General features: G+C 75.1%; 23 protein-coding genes and 1 pseudogene. 11 read left to right on the top strand and 13 right to left on the bottom strand.

Features of this window, described 5'->3' with window-relative positions; translation table 11 throughout:
- Window positions 1–3: 3 nt before the first annotated feature.
- Entirely contained in the window at window positions 4–690 is a 687-nt protein-coding gene (locus BM093_RS22995; protein WP_177238652.1) for a TetR/AcrR family transcriptional regulator, read from the bottom strand.
- A 134-nt stretch (window positions 691–824) separates the two neighbouring features.
- Between BM093_RS22995 and BM093_RS22990 the strand changes: the two genes are divergently transcribed.
- Window positions 825–1,475, top strand: a complete 651-nt coding sequence (locus tag BM093_RS22990) for a hypothetical protein (protein WP_143105492.1) — start codon at window positions 825–827, stop codon at window positions 1,473–1,475.
- A 9-nt stretch (window positions 1,476–1,484) separates the two neighbouring features.
- Here BM093_RS22990 and BM093_RS22985 read toward each other — a convergent pair whose 3' ends face one another.
- The 5 genes from BM093_RS22985 to BM093_RS22965 are packed head-to-tail and all read right to left on the bottom strand — an operon-like array spanning window position 1,485 to window position 4,707.
- Window positions 1,485–2,189 (bottom strand): ArsR/SmtB family transcription factor, encoded by a 705-nt coding sequence (locus tag BM093_RS22985; RefSeq protein ID WP_093348996.1) that lies wholly within the window; start codon window positions 2,187–2,189, stop codon window positions 1,485–1,487.
- Complete coding sequence (locus BM093_RS22980) at window positions 2,186–3,196, bottom strand: DMT family transporter (RefSeq protein WP_093348991.1); 1,011 nt, start codon at window positions 3,194–3,196, stop codon at window positions 2,186–2,188. The genes BM093_RS22985 and BM093_RS22980 overlap by 4 nt, the downstream gene beginning before the upstream one ends.
- 52 nt (window positions 3,197–3,248) lie before the next feature.
- A complete protein-coding gene (locus BM093_RS22975; protein WP_177238651.1) occupies window positions 3,249–3,743 on the bottom strand; it encodes an SRPBCC family protein in 495 nt (164 codons plus the stop codon).
- A complete protein-coding gene (locus BM093_RS22970; RefSeq protein ID WP_093348986.1) occupies window positions 3,740–4,360 on the bottom strand; it encodes an SRPBCC family protein in 621 nt (206 codons plus the stop codon). Before BM093_RS22970 ends, BM093_RS22975 begins: the two co-directional genes overlap by 4 nt.
- Entirely contained in the window at window positions 4,360–4,707 is a 348-nt protein-coding gene (locus BM093_RS22965; RefSeq protein WP_093348981.1) for an ArsR/SmtB family transcription factor, read from the bottom strand. Before BM093_RS22965 ends, BM093_RS22970 begins: the two co-directional genes overlap by 1 nt.
- Before the next feature lie 119 nt (window positions 4,708–4,826).
- On the opposite strand from BM093_RS22965, the gene BM093_RS22960 reads away from it, so the two are divergent.
- From BM093_RS22960 to BM093_RS22950, 3 genes are read left to right on the top strand one after another with little or no spacing between them, the layout of a single operon-like run.
- The gene (locus BM093_RS22960) at window positions 4,827–5,186 is read left to right on the top strand and encodes a GntR family transcriptional regulator (RefSeq protein ID WP_093348976.1); all 360 of its coding nucleotides are present in this window, start codon (window positions 4,827–4,829) and stop codon (window positions 5,184–5,186) included.
- A complete protein-coding gene (locus BM093_RS22955; RefSeq protein ID WP_093348971.1) occupies window positions 5,186–6,070 on the top strand; it encodes an ABC transporter ATP-binding protein in 885 nt (294 codons plus the stop codon). Before BM093_RS22960 ends, BM093_RS22955 begins: the two co-directional genes overlap by 1 nt.
- A complete protein-coding gene (locus BM093_RS22950) occupies window positions 6,067–6,813 on the top strand; it encodes a hypothetical protein (protein ID WP_093348968.1) in 747 nt (248 codons plus the stop codon). Before BM093_RS22955 ends, BM093_RS22950 begins: the two co-directional genes overlap by 4 nt.
- A gap of 75 nt (window positions 6,814–6,888) precedes the next feature.
- On the opposite strand, the gene BM093_RS22945 is transcribed toward BM093_RS22950, so the two are convergent.
- Complete coding sequence (locus tag BM093_RS22945) at window positions 6,889–7,470, bottom strand: nucleoside/nucleotide kinase family protein (RefSeq protein WP_093348965.1); 582 nt, start codon at window positions 7,468–7,470, stop codon at window positions 6,889–6,891.
- Complete coding sequence (locus BM093_RS22940) at window positions 7,467–8,528, bottom strand: NAD(P)-dependent alcohol dehydrogenase (RefSeq protein WP_245773733.1); 1,062 nt, start codon at window positions 8,526–8,528, stop codon at window positions 7,467–7,469. Before BM093_RS22940 ends, BM093_RS22945 begins: the two co-directional genes overlap by 4 nt.
- Before the next feature lie 76 nt (window positions 8,529–8,604).
- Between BM093_RS22940 and BM093_RS22935 the strand changes: the two genes are divergently transcribed.
- Entirely contained in the window at window positions 8,605–9,102 is a 498-nt protein-coding gene (locus BM093_RS22935) for a GNAT family N-acetyltransferase (protein ID WP_143105491.1), read from the top strand.
- A gap of 83 nt (window positions 9,103–9,185) precedes the next feature.
- The gene (locus tag BM093_RS22930; RefSeq protein WP_093348953.1) at window positions 9,186–9,626 is read left to right on the top strand and encodes a VOC family protein; all 441 of its coding nucleotides are present in this window, start codon (window positions 9,186–9,188) and stop codon (window positions 9,624–9,626) included.
- On the opposite strand, the gene BM093_RS22925 is transcribed toward BM093_RS22930, so the two are convergent.
- On the bottom strand, window positions 9,601–10,830 hold the full coding sequence (locus tag BM093_RS22925) for a class I SAM-dependent methyltransferase (protein WP_093348948.1): 1,230 nt from the start codon (window positions 10,828–10,830) through the stop codon (window positions 9,601–9,603). The genes BM093_RS22930 and BM093_RS22925 overlap by 26 nt on opposite strands.
- Before the next feature lie 94 nt (window positions 10,831–10,924).
- On the opposite strand from BM093_RS22925, the gene BM093_RS22920 reads away from it, so the two are divergent.
- Window positions 10,925–12,157 carry an MFS transporter gene (locus BM093_RS22920; RefSeq protein WP_093349265.1) on the top strand — a complete coding sequence of 411 codons (1,233 nt, stop codon included), beginning with the start codon at window positions 10,925–10,927 and terminating at the stop codon, window positions 12,155–12,157.
- 959 nt (window positions 12,158–13,116) lie between these two features.
- A complete protein-coding gene (locus tag BM093_RS35275) occupies window positions 13,117–14,049 on the top strand; it encodes a glycoside hydrolase family 16 protein (RefSeq protein ID WP_143105490.1) in 933 nt (310 codons plus the stop codon).
- A gap of 885 nt (window positions 14,050–14,934) precedes the next feature.
- Here the strand turns inward: BM093_RS35275 and BM093_RS22910 are convergent.
- Window positions 14,935–15,291 carry a tetratricopeptide repeat protein gene (locus BM093_RS22910; RefSeq protein ID WP_093348940.1) on the bottom strand — a complete coding sequence of 119 codons (357 nt, stop codon included), beginning with the start codon at window positions 15,289–15,291 and terminating at the stop codon, window positions 14,935–14,937.
- Window positions 15,292–15,632: 341 nt separating this feature from the next.
- Here BM093_RS22910 and BM093_RS22905 point away from each other — a divergent pair, with 341 nt between their 5' ends.
- Window positions 15,633–17,024, top strand: a complete 1,392-nt coding sequence (locus BM093_RS22905) for a glycosyltransferase (protein WP_177238650.1) — start codon at window positions 15,633–15,635, stop codon at window positions 17,022–17,024.
- Between the two features lie 244 nt (window positions 17,025–17,268).
- Here BM093_RS22905 and BM093_RS22900 read toward each other — a convergent pair whose 3' ends face one another.
- Together BM093_RS22900 and BM093_RS22895 are read right to left on the bottom strand one after the other, a co-directional pair.
- The gene (locus tag BM093_RS22900; protein WP_093348930.1) at window positions 17,269–18,414 is read right to left on the bottom strand and encodes an acyl-CoA dehydrogenase family protein; all 1,146 of its coding nucleotides are present in this window, start codon (window positions 18,412–18,414) and stop codon (window positions 17,269–17,271) included.
- Between the two features lie 25 nt (window positions 18,415–18,439).
- A complete protein-coding gene (locus BM093_RS22895) occupies window positions 18,440–19,135 on the bottom strand; it encodes a GntR family transcriptional regulator (protein ID WP_245773731.1) in 696 nt (231 codons plus the stop codon).
- Between the two features lie 96 nt (window positions 19,136–19,231).
- On the opposite strand from BM093_RS22895, the gene BM093_RS22890 reads away from it, so the two are divergent.
- Entirely contained in the window at window positions 19,232–20,791 is a 1,560-nt protein-coding gene (locus BM093_RS22890; RefSeq protein WP_093348921.1) for a long-chain-fatty-acid--CoA ligase, read from the top strand.
- A gap of 88 nt (window positions 20,792–20,879) precedes the next feature.
- The gene (locus tag BM093_RS22885; RefSeq protein WP_093348915.1) at window positions 20,880–21,686 is read left to right on the top strand and encodes an SGNH/GDSL hydrolase family protein; all 807 of its coding nucleotides are present in this window, start codon (window positions 20,880–20,882) and stop codon (window positions 21,684–21,686) included.
- On the opposite strand, the pseudogene BM093_RS35270 reads toward BM093_RS22885, so the two are convergent.
- Window positions 21,683–21,824 (bottom strand): annotated as a pseudogene (locus tag BM093_RS35270) (integrase core domain-containing protein); the annotation flags it as partial. The gene BM093_RS22885 and the pseudogene BM093_RS35270 sit on opposite strands and share 4 nt — an antisense overlap.

Below are 21,824 nucleotides of genomic sequence, written 5' to 3'. Positions count from 1 at the left end.
CGGTCAGGGCACGAAACCGGCCAGCCGGCCGAGCCGGTCGACGGTCGCGGCGAACAGCGCGTCCCGCTCGTCGAAGACGTTCTGGAACTGGCCGAACAGCTCGAACGAGACGTGGCCGAACAGGCCCGTCCACGCCGTCACGGCGGCGAGCAGCGCGTCGTCGGACAGGTCCGGGGTCTCCAGCGCCGCACGGAGCCGCTCGAGGTCCGCGGGCGGGCCGGCGGTGGCGGCCCCGGCGTGCAGGGCGCCGGCGGCGTGGGCGTCGGCGAGGAGCCGGGCGAAGGGCGCGATGACCCGGCCCGCGGCCGGGACGGTGTCGGCCGGGGCCCGGTAGCCGGGGACCGGTGAGCCGTAGATGAGGGCGTACTCGTGCGGGTGCGAGAGGGCCCAGGACCGCACCGCCCCGGCGATCGCGCGCCACCGTCCCGCCGGCTCGGCCACGTCGGCGGCGGCCGCGTCGAGCGCGTCGGCCAGTGCGTCGTAGCTCTGCACGATCAGCGCGGTGAGCAGGTCGTCCCGCGTGGGGAAGTAGCGGTGCAGCGCCGAGGACACCATGCCGAGCTCGCGGGACACCGCACGCATCGACAGCGCCGCCGCCCCGGTCTCGGCGAGCTGTCGCCGGGCGGCGGCGGTGATCTCGGAGACCAGCTCGGCCCGGGCTCGTTCGCGGGCGGTGCGGGAGGCGTTCACGACCCGAGCGTAGGTCACTGATCCTGGACGAGAGCGATGCTCTGGGCACGGGCGTGTTGGAAAAAGAGAGCAGTGCTCTTGTGTCTGCTGATCCATTACGAGAGCATTGCTCTCATCGTTGAGAGGGGGCTCGGATGGATCGGACGGTGTGGGGAGTCGCGGCGCTCGGGGTGGCGGGGGTGGCCTTCGCGGCGTTCCCGGTGTTGCGCCCGTACGTGGACGGACCGCAGGTGTGGGCGCACCCGCTGTGGGTGCCCGCCCACCTGCTCGGGGCGCTCGGGTTCGCCCTGCTGGTGCCGGGGTTCGCCGCGGTGTGGGCACGCCTGCGCGGGACGCCGGGGGAGGGGCCGGCATGGGCGGCGCTGCTGTTGGCCGGAGCCGGGGCGGCCCTGGTGCTGCCGTACTTCGGCGCCGAGTCCTACGGGCTGGCGGCGCTGTCCGGGCCGGGCTCGGAGGCGGTCGCCGAGGCGATCCGGATGGGGCCCTACGCGATATCGACGTTCGGGCTCGGCCTGCTCGCCGTGGCGGCGGCCGGGGTGGCGGTGCTGGTCGCGGCCCGCCGCGGCGGCGGGGGTGTACCGGTCACCGGGGCGGCCGTGGTCGCCGCCGGGCTGGTGCTGTACCTGCCGCAGTTCTTCGGGACACCCCCGCTGCGGATCGCGCACGGGGTGTTGCTGGGGGTGGGGTGCCTGCTGCTGGCGGCGGGGCTGCGGCGGTCCGCCGTGGACGTCCGTCACGCGGGGACCGGTGCGGATCGTGCGGCCGGGGACGCCCACCGGGTGTGACGGCCCGGTTCAGGACGGCAGCGCCACCGTCAGCCGGTCGGGGAGCGCGGCCCGCCCGGCCTCGGTGATCCGGACCGAGCGCCGGTCCCGGCCGCGCTCGACCCAGCCGTGGGCGAACAGCGCCCGGCACAGCACGGCGCCGGCCGCCCCTGCCAGGTGGTGCCGGCGTTCGGTCCAGTCCAGGCAGGCGCGCACGACCGGACGGCCGGTCCGGGGCAGCGGGTCCGGCCCGGCCAGCGCGGTGAACCAGGCGCGGCCGGGTGGGGTGAGTGCGAGCCCGTCGGTGGTCGTGAGCAGGCCATCGGCGACCAGCCCGTCGAACAGGGTGACGCCGAGCGCGCCGGCGAGGTGGTCGTAGCAGGTGCGGGCCGCGGCCAGCCGGCTCGCCGCGCGGGAGGCCCGCAGACCGGGCGGGACCGGTGCCGGGCCGGCGCCACCGGCCAGCGTCTCCACCGTGCGCGCGACCTCCGGCCCGGCGAGCCGCAGGTACCGGTGCCGCCCCTGCCGCTCGGTGACCAGCAGCCCGGCCCGCACCAGCCGGTCGAGGTGCACCGACGCCGTCGACGGTGCGACGCCCGCGTGCCGGGCCAGCTCACCGGCGGTCCAGGCACGGCCGTCGATCAGCGCGAGGCAGAACGTGGCCCGGGTCCGGTCGGCCAGCAGGGCCGCCCGGGCGGCGAGCGCCGCCGGGTCGACCGGACCGGCGCCGCTCATCGCTGCGGCCCCGTCCGGTCGTGGTCCGGCTCCGCCGCCTCGGCCGGCATCCGGGTCCCGGGATCCCGTGGCTCGTCCTCGACGCCGGCGGCAGCGGCGGGCCGGCGTGGAACCCGCCGCCCGGGATGGCGGGCGGGGTAGCGAGACAGTGCCACCCCGCTGAGCGCCAGCGCCCCGCCGAGCAGCGCGAGTGGCGGCGGCAGCTCGCCCAGTACCGGCCAGGCCATCAGCACCACCAGCGTCGGCACCAGGTACGTGGTGACGCCCAGGCGCCCGGCATCGGTCCGGGACAGCGCGTAGGCCCACGTCCCGAACGCCAGCGCGGTCGGGACGAGTCCCAGGTAGACCAGCCCGGCGACGGCCGGGGCGGGCGCGGTACCGAGCGCGGTGGCCAGGTCCCCGGCCCACGGCAGCGTCCCGACCGCCCCGATCACGCAGGCGATCTGGGTGACCTGCAGGGCCGGGATGCGGCGCAGCACCGGCTTCTGGGTCAGCACCCCGATCGTCCAGGTCGCCGCGGCCAGCAGGCACAGCAGCGCCCCCGCCGGCCCGGCCGCGCCGGCCGGCCCCGGCCCGGAGGTCGCGAACCCGATCACCACCGCGCCGGCGAAACCGATCGCGGCGCCGGCGAGGAGCGGGCGGGGGAAACCCTCCCGCAGGACGACGCCCGCGGACAGCGCGATCAAGATCGGCCCGACGTTGACCAGCATCGCCGCGGTCCCGGCGTCGAGCTGCTCCTCGGCGGCGTTCAGCGCGACGTTGTAGACGGTGAACCAGCTGAGCCCGCAGCAGGTGAGCAGCAGCCACTCCCGCGCCGTCGGACGGATCCAGGTGCGGCGCACCAGCACCGCGACCGTCAGCGCCGCCCCGCCGACCAGCAGCCGGCCCAGTGCCAGCCCGCCGGCGCCGAACACCGGCCCGACCGCCCGGATCGCCACGAACGCCGACGCCCAGGCGAGCACCGTCACCCCGGCCGCGACCGCGACCCGCGCTCTCGTTCCGCTCATGCCGCGAACGCTAGGCGCCGAACGTTTCGCCGGGCAGCGAATTCGCCCGCGGTCAGGCCGGGTAGAGGGGACGGGTGGTGGCGAGGGTGGCCTCCCAGTCGGGCATGGGGGTGCCGGCCAGGACGGCGGCGAGACGGTCGAGGTACCAGTGCCAGCCGGGCCCGGCGTCGGCGGGCGAGAAGCCGTCCGGGAGCACCTGCTCGAACTCGAGCACGGTGCCGCCGCCGGCCGCGGTGAGGGCGACCGTGAGCTCCCACGGCGGGCCGGTGTCCTCGGCGATCTCCACGGCCAGCCGGTGCGGCGGCTCGCAGACGACGATCCGGGCGTCGGCGGGCGGACCGCCGCCGTCCTCGTCGCTGGTCAGGGTCAACGCGACCGTCCCACCGGGGCGGGCGTCGCCGGTCCAGTGGCCGAACCAGCGGGCGCAGCGGTCCGGGTCCGTGATCGCCGACCACACGTCGTCCACCGGCTCCCGGAACTCGCGGCGGAACGCCAGGCGTTCCCGGCCGTCCGCCCCGCGGACGACGGTGCCGGCCGGGGCGCTCACGCCCCGTCCCCGTCCTGCGGGCGCACCGCGAACTGCTGCAGCGACACCGCGACGGCGGCGTCGACCTGCTCGTCGGTGGCCATCCCGGACCGGCGCAGGGCCGACTCCCAGGCCCGCACGGTGTGGCCGCCGTACTCGTACATCTGCGGCGAGGTGCCCAGGTCCGGCGGGATCGTGTCCCCGGCCAGGTACAGGCCGAGCGTCACGAGCGCCTCGTCCCAGCCGGGGCCGACGTACAGCGCGCCGCCGGCGTCGGGGACGTACGCGGCGGGGACCGCGTGCTCGAGCTCCAGCCGGGTGTCCGGGCCGTCCGCGGTCAGTCGCACCGACACGATGCTCTCCGGCGCGCCCCAGGTCACCACCAGCCGGTGCGGGGCGTCGCAGGCCAGGATCTCGCCGTCGGCGTTGCCCTCGGTCCGGAACCGTCCGCCCGGGCGCAGGTCCCCGGTGACGGGCAGGAACCAGCGCGCCAGGCGGTCGGGGGCGGTCAGCGCGTCCCAGACGTCGGCGGGGCCGGCCGGGTAGCGGCGTTCCAGGACAACGGCGACGGCGTCCTCGTCGGTGCCGGCGTGCACCCGGCGGTGGACGGCCTCCAGGGCGTCCAGCAGGTCGTTCATCAGGTCTCCTCGGGAGCTCGGCGGCCACGCTCGCGCCGGCCGCGTGCCAGTTCGGTGCCGAGTGCGTCCAGCCGCTGCGACCAGAAGCCGCGCAGCCGCGACAGCCACTCCTCGGCGTCGGCCGCCCCGCTCGGGTCGACGGCGTAGATGCGCCGGGTCCCCTCCGCACGGACGGTCGCGAAGCCGTTCTCCCGCAAGACCTTCAGCTGCTGGGAGACGGCGGGTTGGGAGATCCCGAACTCGGCCCGGATGACCTCGGTGACCTGGCCCGCGGTGTGCTCGCCGCCGGCCAGCAGCTCGAGGATCCGGCGCCGGACGGGGTCGCCCAGGACGTCGAAAGCATGCACAGTGGCAGCTTATATAAGACAAATCGAAAATAGAAGGCCTGCTGGACGAAGAGGTTCGTCGCCGCTATGGTTCATTACATGACTAATGAACCACTGCACTGCAACACCGGGGGGCCGCCGTGAACGACGACGGTCGCCCGCTGTTCGTGCAGATCGCGGAGGACATCGCCTCCGCGGTGGTGGACGGGACCTACCCCGAGGAGTCCCAGGTCCCGTCCAGCAACGAGCTGGCCGCGTTCCACCGGATCAACCCGGCGACCGCGGCCAAGGGGCTGAACCAGCTGGTCAGCGAGGGCGTCCTCTACAAGAGACGGGGGATCGGGATGTTCGTCGCCGAGGGGGCCCGGACCCGCCTGCTGGAGAGCCGCCGCGAGGACTTCGCCCGGCAGTACATCGCTCCGCTGGTGATCGAGGCCCGCAAGATCGGGATCGACCCGGAGCAGCTGAAGAAGATGATCGATGTTTGGGGGGACGAGTGATGAGCGTGCTCGCCATGTACGGCGTCACGAAGCGCTACGGCGACGTGACCGCGCTCGACGACGTGAGCTTCACGCTCGAGGAGAACCGCATCCACGGGTTGCTCGGCCGCAACGGCGCCGGCAAGACGACCGCGATGCAGATCCTCACGGCCCAGAACTTCGCCACCTCCGGCCGCGCCGAGATCTTCGGCGAGCAGCCGTACGAGAACGCCCGGGTGCTCGCCCGCACCTGCTTCATCCGCGAGTCGCTGAAGTACCCGGACGCCTACAAGGTCCGCCACGCCCTGGCCGCCGCCGCGACCGTCTACCCGCACTGGGACCCGGCGTTCGCCGAGCAGCTCGTCGAGGAGTTCGGGCTGCCCGCGGGCCGGCCGTGCAACAAGCTCTCCCGCGGCCAGCAGTCGGCGGTCGGTGTCGTCATCGGACTCGCCTCGCGCGCCCCGCTGACCTTCTTCGACGAGCCCTACCTCGGCCTCGACGCCGTCGCCCGGCAGCTGTTCTACGACCGGCTGCTCGCCGACTACGCCGTGCACCCGCGCACCGTCATCCTGTCCACCCACCTGATCGACGAGGTGTCCGACCTGATCGAGCACGTCGTGCTGATCGACCAGGGCCGGGTCCTGATCGACGCGGGGGCCGACGACCTGCGCGGGCGTGCGGTCACCGTCACCGGCCCGGTCGAACCGGTCGAGCGCTTCGCCCGCGGGCACGTCGAACTGCACCGCGAGCAGCTCGGTGGCTTCCTGCGGGTCACCCTGTCCGGTGCCGAGCCGGAGCCCCGGGAGACCAGCCTGCAGTTCGAGCCGGTCTCGCTGCAGCAGCTCGTCGTCCGCACCACCCAGCTGAACTCCGGAGCCCGTCCCGACCGGGAGGTCCTGTCATGAGCGCCACCACCGTCGCTGCGGCGGAACAGCCCGTCACCACCGGCAGCCGGCTGGCGGCCGTGCTGCGGCTGAACACGGTCGACCTCCGCGGCCGGGTGGGCGGGCCCTGGGTGATCCTGGCCGCGATCTTCGCGGTCAACTTCGCGATCTGGTGGGCGATCCGGGTCAACGTGGACGACGCCGGGGCCGGGACCACGGGGGCCGTCTCCGCGTTGTTCTTCATCGTCGGCTCCACCTACCTGATCGCGATGACCCAGGTGATGCCGTTCGCGCTGAGCCTCGGGCTCACCCGGCGGCACTTCTACGGCGGCGTGTCGCTGCTGCTGGCCGTCGAGACCCTGTTCCACGCGCTCGTGCTGACCGCGCTGCTCGGGATCGAACGGGCGACCGATGGCTGGGGCATCCGGATGGACTTCTTCTCGATGTCGTTCATCCCGGAGCAGAACGTGCTGCTGCAGGTGCTCACCTACTGGGGCCCGCTGCTGACGATCGGGCTGGTGTTCCTCGCCGTCGGTGCGGTCTTCCGCCGGTGGGGCCAGTTCGGGGTGTGGACGGTGATGATCGGCCTGGTCCTGGTCCTCGGCGCGATCACGTTCGTACTCACCTGGCAGAACGCCTGGCCCGCGTTCGGGAGCTTCTTCGTCGAGACGCCGATCCCGGTGCTCATGTTCGGCTACCCGATGATCCTGGCAGCGGTCGCCGTCGTCGGCGGCTACCTCGTCGTCCGGCGGGCGAGGGTCTGAGACCCCGCTGCCGTCCCCACGCTCCGCGGCCCGGCATCCACTGGGGGGTGCTGCCGGGTCGCGGACGTGTGTCCACTACTCGACGCTCCGGGGGTCCGCGAGCACGACGCCGGCCCGCTCGCGGCTGTGGTCGGCGGCGGCGAGCGCCTCCTCGGCCCGCCGCCACACCTCCCGGTACGGGGCGTAGACCGGCCAGTCCGCGCGGGCGCGCAGCCGTTGCTCCCGGACCTCGGCCGGGGCGTCCACCCAGATCGCCAGCGAGGTCACCGGGGCCAGCACCGCGGCCGCGGCCCCGCACCCCTCCAGGACGACGACCGGGGCGGGCGGGAGCGACCGGACCGGGCCGGGGCGGTCGTGTTCCCAGTCCCACGACGTCCAGCGCAGCGTCGTCCCGGCGGCCAGCGGGTCGCCGATCCCGCGCCGGGCCAGCGCGGGGGCCCGGGACAGGCCGTCCCAGCCCGGGCACAGGTCCTCGATCTCCAGCAGCGGGGCGTCGAGTGCCGCGGCGAGCGCGCCCGCCCGCGTCGACTTGCCGGCTCCGGAGAACCCGTCGACGGTGACGAGCCGGTTCCCGGCCCCGCCCGGGGGCGCGCACCGCACCAGCCCGGCGACCCGCTGCTCCCAGCCGGGCGCCGCCGGCAGGAGTCGCGGTGTCACGGCCGGACCATGACCTTGACCTGCGCCGGGGAAGGGTCGAGGGCGTCACCGACGTGCTCGAGGTCGACGTGCCCGGTGACGAGCCGGTCGAGGTCGACGGCACCGGAGGCCGCGAGCCGGACCGCGGTCGGCCAGGTGTTGGCGTAGCGGAACGTGCCGGTCAGGACGATCTCGCGGGACTGCAGCGCGGCGACCGGCAAGGTCATCTCGTCGGCGCCCATCCCGACCAGGACCACGGTGCCGCCCGGGCGCACCGCCCGCAGTCCGGACAGGACGGCGGGCGCGACCCCCGAGCAGTCCACGAAGGAGTCCACGCCGTGCCTGCCTGCGGTACCGTCCGCAGTGGATGCACCGTCCACACCGGCCGGATCGTCGACGGCGGGGTCCAGCACGGCCGTCGCGCCGAACGTCCGGGCGAGCTCGCGGCGCGCCGGGTCCGGGTCGCTGACGAGGATCTCGGTCGCACCCTGCACCGCCGCCACCTGCGCCACCAGCAGCCCGATCGGGCCCGCACCGGCGACCAGCACCCGCGAGCCGATGCCGGTGCCGGCCCGGCGGTGCGCCCAGAGCGCGACCGAGAGCGGCTCGAGCAGCGCGGCGGCGTCGTCGGACACGTGCTCGGGCACCGGGTGGGCGAAGTCGTCGGCGATCGCGACGTACTCGGCGAACGCGCCGTCCACCGGGGGCGTCGCGAAGAACACGATGTCCGGGCACAGGTTGTAGGAGCCGGTGTGGCAGTAGCGGCAACGCCGGCACGGCACACCCGGTTCGAGGGAGACCCGCTGCCCGATCCGGCCGGCGTCGACCCCGGGGCCGACGGCCACGATCCGGCCCGACGGCTCGTGCCCGAGCACCAGCGGCTCGCGCACGACGAACTCCCCGATACGGCCGTGCCGGTAGTAGTGCACGTCCGAGCCACAGGTGCCGACCGCGCCGACCCGCACCAGGACCTCCCGCGGCCCCGGGCGCGGCACCGCCCGCTGCTGCACCTCCAGTTCGCCCGCGGCCTGCAGCACGCTGCACCGCATCGACTCGGGGACCTCGACACTCGCGCTCACCGGGCGACGGTGGCACGGCCCGCGGGCCGGGGCAATCCGCTCGCACCGGGACGGGGCGGGGGTCACGCTGGGCGCCGTGGACGTACGGATCGACCCGCTGGACGAGCGCGGGCTCGCCGACCTGCTCGACGCGGCGGTCGCCGGCGCGGACCCGGCCGAGGTGCTGCCCGCCGCGGCCGGCGCGACCTGGGACGACGGGTTGCGTGCCCGGTTCCTCGCGTTCCACCGCGGCCGCGCGCTGGCCCCGGATCCGGTGGAACGCACCTGGGTGGTCCGGGCGGACGGTGACGCCGTCGGGGCGCTGCGGCTCGAGCCCGGACCCGACGGGGACGAGGTCGGGATCTGGCTCGTGCGCGACGCCCGCGGTCGCGGGCTGGGTGCCGCCGCCGTCCGGCAGTTGCTCGGGCCGGGGCAGCTCGCAGGGCCCGTGGGCGCCGCCGGCACGCCGCTCGTCGCCCGCACGACCACGGCCAACCGCGCCGCGCTGGGACTGCTGCGCGCGCTCGGCGCGGTGACGGCACCAGGCACGGACGGGGCCGTGACGGCCCGGTTCCCCAGCGACGATCATGGCTGACGGCGCCGGACCTGGACACCGGGTGGGCCCGGTGAGTTGACTGTGCCGTGGGAGGCCCACGGCCGGGGAGGAGAGGCGCGCCGATGGACTCGGGCATCGAACGACCGGCGGTCACCGGGTTCCATCATGTCTCGGCGGTGGTCTCCGACGTGGAGGCCAGCGCCACCTGGTACCAGCGGGTGCTGGGGCTGCAACGGTTGCCGATGACCTTCCCGCACCACGAGGCAGGCGGCGGCGATCCGGAGAAGGCCACGCTGCTGCTCGACTCCGCCACCGGCGTCATGATCGAGCTGCACGCGCCCGCCGACGGCGACAGCGGCCCGGTGCGGGGCGCGCTGGACCACCTGGCGTTCGGCGTGTCCGACCGCGCCACGCTGGACCGCTGGGCGGCCTGGCTGGACATGCTCTCGGTGCCGCACGAGGGCGTCGCCGACCGCACCGACCCGACCGACTACGCGACGCTGGAGTTCCGGGACCCGGACGGGATCGCGCTGGAGTTCATCCACTTCCCCGGCCGGGCGTAGTCGCCCGGTCCGGGTCCACGCAGACCAGGCCCCACGGCCGGTCGTCCACCCGGGTCATGACGACGGTGGCCCGCCGCGACCCGTGCCCGCGCAGCTTGCGGGCGAGCGCGTCCACGTCACCGGCCAGGCCGCGGCGCCGCACGTCGACCGCGCCGACGTCGAGCTCGCGCAGGAGCCGGGGCAGCCGCTTCTGGTCCCACGGCCGGGAGTCGATCACCTGCAGGGTGCGGGCGAACGGCGTCGGCTGCGGCTCGTCGTCGCCGGTCAGGAACGCGATGCGCGGGTCGATCCGGGCCGTGCCGGTGCGCCCGGCCAGCTCCGAGACCAGCCCGGCGCGGGTGACGGCCGGGTTCGGGTCGAGCAGCCAGCCGCCGGGGGAGCGGAGCGGGACGCCGGTGTCGCCGTCCTCGGGGTCGGGGGTGCCGGCCAGCACGTGTGCGGTGCCGTCCGGGTCGAGCACGGTGGCCCGGGTCCGGGTGTCCGCCAGCGCGGGGGACCAGGCGGCCGCCTCCTTCAGCTCGCGGCCCAGGGCCAGGAACTCGATCTCCCAGTCCGCCGGGACGGTGTCGTGCCCGATCCCGGGTGCGGCCTTGATCCCGACGGCGTCGACCCGGCAGGCCAGGTCCACACACCAGGACAGCGGCGGCTCGGAGTCGCCGGTCCGCTTCCGCCCGCCGGACGTGCGCCGGGCCGGGTCGACGAACACACCGTCGACACCCGACAGGTCGGCGTCCCGCACGTCGGCGCGGACCGTCCGGGCGCACCCGCCGTGGACCTCGGCGTTGTGCCGGGTCATCCACAGGTGCACCGGATCGAGGTCGACGCCGGTGACCTCGTGCCCGCAGGCCAGCGCGGAGAGATCACCACCGATGCCGCAGCACAGGTCGGCGAGCGGGCCCCGGCCGTCGTAGCGGGCCGCGCGGTGGCGCGCGAGCACCTCCGACGACGCCTGCTCGAGCCCGTCGCGGGTGAACCACATCCGGTCGGCGTGGCTGAACTTCGCCGCCGCCCGGTCACGGAGCTCCGCGAGTGCCATGGCGTCGGCGACCAGGACGGCGTCGTGCTCGCGGCGCAGGGCGCTGCCCAGCCGGAGTGCGCCGCCCCCGGAACGGTCCGTGGTGGCCAGGTGGTCGAGCAGCGCGGCACCCTCCGGCTCGGTGAGCCGGTCGAGCCACGTGGTGTCCTCGCGATCCACGTCCCCCATTTTCCGGGTCGCCGGACGCCCGGCGGCAGTGGGTTCCGGTACGCGCGTACGGTCGTCGGTCGGACACGTCGCGGGCTCGGACGAGGGAGGGATCGTGGTCGACCAGGACGGCCACGTCTCCGGCGCACCCGGCGGGCCCGGGACGGGCCGGCTGCCCCGGGAGGTCTACGTCCTCGTCGGGTCCGCGTTCGCGATCGCCCTCGGGTTCGGCCTCGTCGCCCCGGTGCTGCCGGCGTTCGCCCGGTCGTTCGACGTCGGGATCACGGCCGCCTCCGCGGTGATCAGCGTGTTCGCGTTCTCCCGGCTGGTGTTCGCGCCGATGTCCGGGACGGTGGTGAGCCGGCTCGGTGAGCTGCCGGTCTTCGTCGGGGGGCTGGTGGTCGTCGCGGTGACGACGGCCGGGCTCGCCTTCGCGACGGCGTACTGGCAGCTCATCGCGTTCCGCGGGATCGCAGGCATCGGCTCGACGATGTTCACGATCTCCGCGGTGTCGTTGCTGGTCCGGCTCACGCCCCCGCACCAGCGGGGACGGGCGACGAGCCTGTGGGCCACCGGCTTCCTGCTCGGCAACATCGCCGGCCCGCTGCTCGGCGGGACCCTCGCCGCGATCGACATCCGGGCACCGTTCCTGATCTACGCCGGGCTGCTCGTGCTGGTGCTGGCGGTGGGCGGGCGGATGCTGCGGCGCCCGCCGGACGAGGCCGACGGCGGCGAGGCGCGGCCGCGTACCCGGTTCCGCGACGCCGTGCGCACCCGCGCCTACCGGGCGTCGCTGATCGGGAACTTCGCGAACGGGTGGGCGGTGTTCGGCGTCCGGATCGCGCTGGTGCCGCTGGTCGTGGTCGAGGCACTGGGTCGCGACGACGTGTTCGGCGGCATCGCGCTGTCGGTGTTCGCCGTCGGGAACGCGGCGACGCTGCTCGTGGCCGGGCGGGTGGCCGACCGGTCGGGACGACGGCCGCCGCTGATCGCCGGGCTCGCCGTGTCCGGGGCCGCCACGGCGGTGCTCGGCTACACCGCCTCGCCGTGGCTGTTCCTGGCGCTGTCGTTCGTCGCCGGCCTGGGCAGCGGCCTGGTGAACCCGCCGCTGAACGCCGTCGTGGCCGACGTGATCGGGGAGCGGGCCCGGGGCGGGTCCGTGCTGGCCGGGTTCCAGATGGCCGCCGACCTCGGCGCGATCGCCGGTCCGCTGGTCGCCGGGGCGTTGGCCGAAGGCCTCGGCTACGGGCCGGCGTTCGCCCTGACCGGTGCGTTGTCGCTGGTGGCGATGGTCGTGTGGGTGCGGGCGCCGGAGACCCTCCCGGGTCGGGTGCGGCCGGCGGGCTGAGCGCGTCCGGGTCGCCGTCTCACCCGGATGCGGACCTGCCCCGCCCCCCTGTGCCCCACCCGTCGCGCCGGGCACCCGCCGCCCGGGCCGGTTCCCGTACCGGGGGACACCTGACCGGGTGTGGTCACCCCACCGTCGGGTGGCTCGCATGGTCGTCGTGCCCGCCGTGCACTTAGCGTCCGCCATATCGGACAAGCCGGACACGGACGGGGGCGGATCGGGCCATGAGGCGCGGACTGGCACGACGCACGGTGATCGGCGCGACGGCGATCGTGACGGTGAGTGTCGTCGCGTTCACCAGCACCGGTGTCGCGACGGCCGGCGGGACGACGGAGGCCGGGTCCTCGGCACCCACGGTGTCGGCCGCGCCCGTTGCGGTGCCCGCGGGGCCGGGCGAATCATCGTCGGACCCGGCCGGTTCGCCGCCCGGCGGCCCGACTGATCCGCGGTCGTCCGGCTCGGCCGACCTGTCGTCATCGGGGTCGCGTGAGTCGCCGTCTGCCGGGGCTGTGCCTGCGCCTGCCGGTGAGCCGGCCGGCTCACCGGCCGAGGGCCCTGCTCACCGTGCAGGGTCCGACTCGACCGACGAGCCGGTCCCATCCGGTCCGGCGGACGACCCGGGCGTATCCGATCCCGCGGACGGCCCGGCGGCGTCGGGGCCGCCCGGCGATCCGGCCGTGCCCGGCCCTGTGGACGGTCCGCGGGCGTCGGGGCCGGCGGGCGACCAGAGCGGGTCCGGTCCTGCGGATGCGCCGGGCGCGGCGGAGCCGGCCGATGGCCCGGCCGGGCCCGGCCCTGCGGACGGTCCGGCGGCGTCCGATCCTGCCGGCGACCCGGGCGCGCCCGGTTCTGCGGACGATCCCGGGGCGCCGGAGCCTGCCGACGATCCGGCCGGCGCCGGCCCCGCGGATGCCCCGGCGGCGGCCGATCCCGTCGACGGCCCGGCCGGGGCCGATCCCGTGGACGGCCCGGCGGCATCCGACCCCGTCGACGGCCCGGCCGGGCCCGACCCCGTGGACGGCCCGGCCGGCTCGGGGCCCGCTGCCGATCCGGCCGCGTCCGATCCCGCCGATGCGCCGGGCGAGGATCCGGCTGCGTCACCGGGCGCGGACCCCACCGCTCCGCCCGCCGACGAGCAGCCCGACCCCTCGGCCCGGCCCGCCGACCAGAGCCGCCCGAAGCCCGGTGCGCCCACCGCGGCCGAGCGCTACGGGTGGGGCACCCCGCTGCCCGCGTCCGACGAGTTCGACTACGACGGCCCGCCGGACCCGCAGAAGTGGAAGCACGCCGGCGAGTGCTGGCCCGGGCACGACGGCAACGGCGGCCGCTGCGCGAGCCGGTCGACCGTGGACGGGGAGAAGCTCGTCCAGACCGGTCTCGCCGACGGCGACTCGGCCTGGATCGGCTCCACGTTCAACCAGCAGTACGGCCGCTGGGAGGCCCGCGTCCGCTCCGAGGGGACCGGCCCCGACAACGGCCGCCAGTACCACCCGTTGCTGATCATCTGGCCGCAGTCGGACCAGTGGCCCGAGGACGGCGAGTACGACTTCCTGGAGAACGGCGCGCCGGGCGAGCAGTGCGCCGAGGCGTTCATCCACTACCCGCACGGCCGCGGCGCGATCCAGCAGGAGTTCGTCCGGGAGAGCGACTGCGGCGCCCCGCTGTCGGAGTGGCACAACGTCGCGATCGAGTGGACCCCGGACCACATCACGGGCTTCATCGACGGCGTGGAGTGGTTCAGCTTCTCCGGTGGCGCGCAGGGCAACCGGCGCAACATCCAGGACATGCCCAGTGGGCACCTGACGATCCAGCTCGACAACTTCTTCGGTGGCGACATGCAGCCCGCGACCTACGAGGTCGACTGGGTCCGCATCTACGACCTCGAGAACTGATCCGGCGCGGCGCCCGCCCGAGCCGCACATGCTCGTCGGGGACGGCGCGCGGTGCACGCGCCCCGCTCACGGGCGTCTCGCATCCGGAGGCAGCAGCGCGCGGTGCACCCCGATCGCGGCGGCCGCGCCGTCGCGCCAGGGGGCAGCAGCGTGCGCCTCGACGACGCGACCGTGGTGGCGTGCACGTTTCCGCCCTCGGCGGGGCGGAAGCGTGCAGCTCGACGGCCGTGGTCATGGTCATCTGCGCGTTGTCGCCCGTGGCAGGGCGGGATCGTGCAACTGGACGGCGGCGGCCATGGTGATCTGCACGTTTCCGCCCTCGGGAGGGCAGGGGCACGTACCTCGATAGTGCCGGGAGTGCTGAGCTGCACGTTCTTGTCACCGCGAGGGTGCAGTGCGCGCCCCAGTAGGCGCCGGCCGCGGCGATCTGCACGGTCTCGTCCTCGGGAGGGCGGAAGGGTGCACCTCGCCGGCCTCGGCGCCGGCAAGCTGCACGATGCCGCCCGGGCCGGGGGCGGCACCGTGCGGATCGACGGCACGAGCCGTGGCGAGTGGGCGTTCTCGACAGTGCAGAGGGCGGAAGCGTGCGTCTCGACGACGCGACCGTGGTGACGTGCACGTTTCCGCCCTCGGCGGGGCGGAAGCGTGCAGCTCGACGGCCGTGGTCATGGTCATCTGCGCGTTGTCGCCTGTGGCAGGGCGGGATCGTGCAACTGGACGGCGTTCGGCCGGCCGCCGAAGTCCTCCGCGGCGACTGCGGGCCGGGCCGGCGGGCGCGGTGACGTGGTCGTACGCGTCGGGTGAACCTGGGGCCGGGGGAGCGGTCGGGCGACGCGGTGCCCGCCGGGCCGGGGTGGCACCGGCGGGCACCGGTGCCACCCGCGGTCAGGACGCGGTGACGCCCATCGCGGCGGCCAGGCGCAGGTGCGGCGCGGCCTCGTCGTGCCGGGACCGCCGCTGCAGCGTCCGGCCGAGCAGCAGATGGGCGTACCCGTCGGACGGGGCCCGCTCGAGCAGCTCACGCAGCTCGGACTCGGCGCGGCCGAGCTGCGCCGAGTGGTAGTACGCCCGGGCCAGCAGCTGGCGGAGGGCCGGCGCGTCGGGCTCCTCGGCGACGAGATCGGCGAGTACCCGCGCGGCGGCGATGTGGTCGCCGGAGTCGAACAGGTAGGTCGCCTGCTCCCAGCGGTCGGCCGGGCCCGCGGTGGCGTCCACCGTCCAGGGCAGCGAGTCGAGGTTCATCGTCGGCCTCCCTCCGGTCCATTTGTTGAAGCATCAACCAGAACGGTGGGCGGTACCGGGGCATTCCCGCGGTGCGGCGGGCCCGCATGTCCGGGTGCCCGTATGCCCGCATGGAGCAGGGCCGATCCGATCTCGCATCGCGCCCGGCCGGCAACACCCGATGCCCGCCGAGATGCAGCTCAGCGTCGCGGGAAGATCGGCAATTCGCGCTGAGCTGCATCTCGACGAGGACGGTGCGGGCGGGCCGTACGGGGGAGCTCCCGGGCTCGCCCGGAGCAGTGTTGCGCCACGCACGCTCAGGTCTCAGCGTCATCACAGGAGCGAGTCGCACCATGGGACCCATGGCGACGAATCCGGACGAACCGACCTGGGTGGGCGAGCTGGACCGGCTCGGGCCCGCACGTGACCTCGTGGTCGACCCGCGGTTCGGCGCCGCCCGCCTGCTGATCACGGTGGACGGCACCCCGCAGGGCCAGGTCACGGTGCCCCTGCGGAACGGGCGTGCCTCCGCCGCCGACATCGCGGACGCCGTCGCGCCGCTGGGGCCCCTCGGGCGGGTCGAGCGGGCGCCGGTCGGGACCGACCCGGTCACCGTCGTCATCGCCACCCGGAACCGTCCCGAGTCGCTGGCCCGCTGCCTGCGCGCGGTGCTGGCCTCCGAGCACCCGGCGCTGTCGGTCGTCGTCGTCGACAACGACCCGGACGACGAGCGCACCGAGCTCGCCGTCGCCGCCGCGGGCTCGTCGCGGGTCCGCTACGTGCGCGAACCCCGCCGGGGCGTCTCGATCGGGCGCAACCGCGGACTCGCCGAGGCCCGTACCGAGATCGTCGCCTTCACCGACGACGACACCGAGGTCGACCGCGGCTGGGCCGGTCGCATCGCCGGGGCGTTCGCCGCCGACCCGGATCTGGCCTGCGTGTCCGGCCCGGTGCTCGCGGCGCGGCTGGGCAGCCCCGAGGAGCGGGCCGCCGACGTCGCGCTGGCCTGGAACAAGGGCTTCGCCCCGCGCCGGTTCTCGCTGGACCACCCGCCCGCGGACTCGCCGGTCTTCCCGTTCGCGCCGGGCCTGTTCGGCATCGGTGCCAACCTCGCCGTGCGCGCCGTCGCGGCCCGCTCGGTCGGCGGTTTCGACGAGGCCATGGGCCCGGGCACGCCGACGCACGGCGGTGAGGACATCGAGTTCCTGGTGCGGATGGTGCTGGCCGGTCACGTGCTGGGCTACGTGCCGGGCGCGTACCTGTGGCACCACCACCGTCCCGACCACGACGCGCTCGCCTCGCAGCTCGAGGGCTACGCGGTCGGGCTCGGCAGCTTCCTCACCAAGGTCGCGCTGTCCCCGCAGGGCCGGGCGGCGGCGCTGCGCCGGCTGCCCGCCGCGGTCGCCCGGCTGCGCCACATCTCCGAGCGCGAGGCCGGTGCCGGTGCGGCGATGCCGGAGGCCGGGGCGCTGCAGCGCGGTGCCCGGCTGGCCCGCGGCGGCCTGGCGTACGTGCGCCGGTCCCGCGAGGTCCGCCGCAACGGCGGCGCGGTCCCGCCGATGCTGATGCCGCGCCGGAGCAGCACCGTTCCCGCACACATCCGGCGCGCCGCCCGTCCCGCCGACGAGGCCGCCCCGGTCACGGACGGCGACGGCGACGGTCGGGCGCAGGCCACCGTGCCGACGGTGGTGGCCCGGGGGACCGCCGCGGTGCCGACGCCGCGGGCCGAGCGGGCCTGCGTCGGGGCGCGCTGACCGACTGGCCCCCGGCCGGCCAGCAGCAGGGCGGCGTACCGGCGCCGGGACCGAGGCGGCAGAGCGTGCCCCTCGGTTCAGGTGCAGGCGCCCGGATCCAGCCGGTCGAGCGTGCCCCTCGGTTCGGGTGCCGGCGCGCGGATCGAGCCGGCCGAGCGTGCGCATCGGTGCCGGCACCGGGACCGGGCCGGCCGAGCATCAGGTGCCGGCGCCCGGATCGGGCCGGCCGAGCGGGCCCCGCGGTTCAGAGGCCGTACGTCTTGCCGATGATGTCGCGCTGGATCTCGCTGGTGCCGCCGTACACGGTGGACACCACGCTCTGCCGCAGCAGCCGTTCCATCCCGTACTCGGTGGCGTAGCCGTACCCGCCGAGCATCTGCATCCCCTCCAGCGAGAGGTGCTTGGCCAGCTCGGTGGCCTTCAGCTTGGCCATCGACGCCTCGCGCGGGAACAGCGCGCCCGGCTCCGCCTCGTCGATCACCCGGGCGGTGTCGTGGACCAGGAGCCGGGTCGCCGCCAGCTCGGTCGCGTTGTCGGCGACCCGGTGCCGCATGGCCTGGAAGCTGCCGACCGGGCGGCCGAACTGGGTGCGCTCCCGGATGTAGGCGACGGTGTCGTCGAACGCCCGGCGGGAGAGCCCCAGCATCAGCCCGGCGAGGATCATCCGCTCCAGGTTGAGCCCGGCCATCAGCTGCTTCCAGCCCTGGCCCTCGGTGCCGACGACGGCGTCGGCGGGCAGCTCGCAGCCGTCGAAGTAGAGGTCGTTGACCTCCTTGCCGCCCATCGTGTCGATGCCGCGCACGGTCAGCCCGGCGGCGTCGGCCGGCACGACGAACATCGTCAGGCCGTCGTGCTTGCCGCCCTCGGTGGAGGTCCGGGCGACCAGCAGGATGTGCGTCGCGATGTGCGCGTTCGAGCACCAGGTCTTCTGCCCGTCGATCCGCCAGCCGGAATCGGTCCGCGTCGCGCGGCAGGTCAGGCCGCCCACGTCGGACCCGGCCTCCGGCTCGGACATCGAGATCGACAGCACGTCGCCGCGGCACACCCCGCCGAGCAGCTCCCGCTTCTGCGCCTCGGAGCCGAACTTCTCGATCGCCGCCGCAGTGATGATCGTGGTGGCGAAGCCCGAGATCGGCGCTTGGCCGTAGGAGGTCTCCTCCAGGAACACCAGCAGCTCCCGCATGCCGCTGCCGGCGCCGCCGTACTCCTCGGGGACGGCGATGCCGAGCCAGCCCAGCCCGGCCATCTTCCGGTAGATCTCCTGCGAGTGCGGGTTCGTCCCGTTCTCGGTGAGCTCGTCGCGGCGTTCCTTCGAGCCGAGCTCGCGGTGGCAGAACTCGCCGATCGCGCGGGCCAGGTCGGCCTGGTCCTCGCTCAGGGTCACGGGCATCGGTCTCCTCCTCGGTTCGGCGTTCTCACGTCGGGGGATCGGTCCACATACCGATCGCGTCCAGGTGGGCCAGGAGCAGGTCCCGGCCGTCGAGCACGTGCCGGCGCATCGCCGACCGCGCGGCGTCCGGATCGGTCGCGCCGAGCGCGTCGAGCAGCTCGGCGTGCGAGCGGAGCGCGCCCGTCCGCCAGGCGGGGGAGCCGGTGTAGAAGTGCGCCGGCAGGTAGTGGGCCGACCGCCCGACCAGCCAGGCGAGCTTGCGCGATGCGGCCACCCGGTTGACCTCGGCGTGCAGCCGGTGCTCGGCCGAGACCAGCGGGTCCAGCTCGGCCGGGTCGTTGTCCTCGCGGGTGCTCCCGGCGAGCTCGGTGACGCGGTCGGCCAGCACCCGCAGGCGGTCGAGGTCGCCGGGGGCGAGCCGTTCGGCGGCCCGGGCGGCGAGCGTGCCGGTCAGGTCGGCCTGGACCTCGAACAGGTCGGCGACGTCGTCGCGGGTCAGCTCGGCGACCACGAACCCGCGGCGGGGGACCGCGTGGACCATGTCCTCGGCGCGCAGCGACTGCAGCGCCTCACGGACCGGGGTGTGGCTCACGCCGAGCTCGGCGGCGATCCGGTCCATCCGCAGGAACGTGCCCGGACGCAGCTCGCCGGAGAGGATCCGGTCGCGCAGCACCAGCGCGATCCGGTCGGGGAGCTGGGGCGAGCGCCCCGGGAGGGTCACGGGGCCGAGCACACGGTCCGGCGACGACATAGGCACAGCCACTATCATATACGATTCGCTGGCAGTGACGGCCGACGACGACCGAAGGAGCACGGAGTGGCAGCTCAGAGCACTGTGGCGACGGATTTCCGGCTGACCGACATCCTCCGGGAGCGGGTGGCGGCGCACCCGGACCAGACCGCCGTCTCGTTCGACGGCGCCACCGTCAGCTACCGGGAGCTGGACCGGCGGGCCGGGCTCGCCGCGGCCGCGCTCGCGGATCTCGGCCTCGGCGCCGGTGCCCGGGTGGTCTTCATCGGGAAGAACTGCCCGGAGTTCCTGGAGCTGCTGTTGGGTGCGCCGCGGATCGGCGCGGTGTCGGTCCCGCTGAACATCCGGCTCACCGAGGCCGACCTGCTCGCGCTCGTCGAGGACGCCGACGCCGGGCTCGTCGTGCTCGGCCCGGAGTTCGCGGCGCTGCGGCCCGCGCTGGGGGACCGGCGCGTGCTCGTGGCCGGGGACGGCTACGAGGCCTGGCGGGACGCCCCGGCCGCGCCGCTGCCGTCGTCGGTCCCGGACGGCTCGTCCCCGGACGACCCGGTGCTGCAGCTCTACACCTCGGGTACCACCGGGCTGCCCAAGGGTGTGCTGCTGGCGCACCGGCAGTTCTCCGCGCTGCTGCTCGCGGCCGGGCACTGGTCGATCGACACGGGGTCGACGGCGCTGGTCGCGATGCCGCTGTTCCACATCGGCGGGGTCGGTTACGCGCTGGTGTGCCTCGCGGCGGGTGCTCGGGTGGTGCTGGTCGCCGACATCGTGCCGGGTGCCCTGCTGGACACGATGTCCGACGAGCGGGTCACCAACGCCTTCCTCGTCCCGGCGGTGCTGCAGATGCTCGTCGCGGTGCCCGGGGCGGCCGAGCGGGACTGGTCGGCGCTGCGCTCGATCGCCTACGGCGCCTCGCCGATCACCGCGGGCGCGCTCCGCTCGGTCGTCGAGACGTTCCGGGCGCCGCTGTTCCAGGTCTACGGCTCCACCGAGACCACCGGTGCGATCACCCAGCTGGACCCCGACGACCACGACCCGGACGGCCCGCGGGCCCGTCTGATGCGCTCGGCCGGGCGGGCGTACCCGTGGGTGGAGCTCACGGTCGTCGACCCGGCCACCGGGGAGCAGCTCCCGGCGGGCGCGGTCGGTGAGGTGCGCATCCACTCCGACCAGGTCACCTCCGGCTACTGGCGGCGGCCCGAGGAGACCGCGGCCGCGCTCGGCGACGACGGCAGGCTGCGCACCGGCGACGCCGGCTATTTCGACGAGGACGGCTACCTGTTCCTCACCGACCGGATCAAGGACATGATCGTCACCGGGGCGGAGAACGTGTACCCGATCGAGGTCGAGAGCGTGCTGTCCGAGCACCCGGACGTCGCCGACGTGGCGGTGATCGGGGTGCCCGACGAGCGCTGGGGCGAGGCCGTGAAGGCGGTCGTCGTGCCCCGCGAGGGGGCGACGATCGATCCGGACGCGCTGCTCGACTGGGTCCGGCCGCTGATCGCCGGGTACAAGCGGCCGCGCTCGGTGGACGTGGTGGACGCGTTGCCGCGCAATCCGAGCGGGAAGATCCTCAAGCGTGAGCTGCGGTCGCCGTACTGGGCCGGGGTGGGCCGCACCATCGGCTGAGCCGCCTCCTGCGCGCGGGGCCGGGTGCGGGCGCCGCCGATCGACGCGGGATGCTCGTGTCCGGCCACCCACCGATGTGGAGGGATGCGTGGACAGCGACCTGATGACCCGGCTGATCCGGTATGCCGACCTCACCGCGTGGCCGGCGTTCGCCGCCTTCGGGGTGCGGGAGGAGGAGATCGACCGGCTGCTGGCCACGACCGCCGGCCTGGACGCCGCGGCCGTCGCCGGTGTGCGGTCGGATCTGTCCGGCCGGGTGCGGTCCGCGGCGCGCGCGCTGCTCGGCGAGCGTCCGGTCGCGGCCGGGCTGCACCGGATGGCGCTGCGGCCGGGGGAGCGGGTCGTCGTGGTCGGGGACTCGATCTCCGCGGACCGGCTCAGCTGGGCCCGGCTGCTCGCCGAGCTGGTGCCGATGGTCGAGCCCGACGCGTCGGTGGAGGTCCTGGCCCTGTCCGGGCGGACCAGCTCCGAGGCGCTCGCGCTCGGCCCGGTGCTGGTCTCGCGGGTCCCGACCCGGGTGCTGGTCATGCTCGGCACGAACGACGTCCGCCGCGAGGGCGCGACCACCGGGATCCGGATGGTGTCGGCGTCGGAGACCGCGCGGAACCTGCGTGCGCTGCGCCTGCTGCTCGAGACCGACGGCGGGGCGCGGGTGCGGTTCGTCGTCCCGCCGCCGGTCGACCCGGCGCGCGTCGGCCTGACCCGGGAGATCACCGGCGAGTGGTGGGACGCGAGCGACCTGCCCGAGCTCGTCGCGGTCGTCCGGGAGGTGGACCCGGAGGCGATCGACCTGAGCCGGCTGCCGGTGCGTCCCGGCTTCTGGGAGGACGACGGCCTGCACCCCAGCCCCCTGGGCCAGGTCGCGATCCTGCGCGCGGTGCTGTCCGCGATCTAGCTGTGTGATCCGGAGAGGTTGGTGACGCGGTCGGCTGGTGCGTGGCCTCGGATTCCGGTGTGGGGTCGGTGGAAGTTGTACCAGTCGAGCCAGTCCCCGAACGCGACCTGGCGTTCGGTCTCGGACTGATACGGCTGG

It is taken from the genome of Pseudonocardia ammonioxydans, from assembly GCF_900115005.1.
GTDB lineage: Bacteria > Actinomycetota > Actinomycetes > Mycobacteriales > Pseudonocardiaceae > Pseudonocardia > Pseudonocardia ammonioxydans.
Note: the sequence above shows the minus strand (reverse complement) of the source record. Positions and strands in the feature narration are given on the sequence as shown.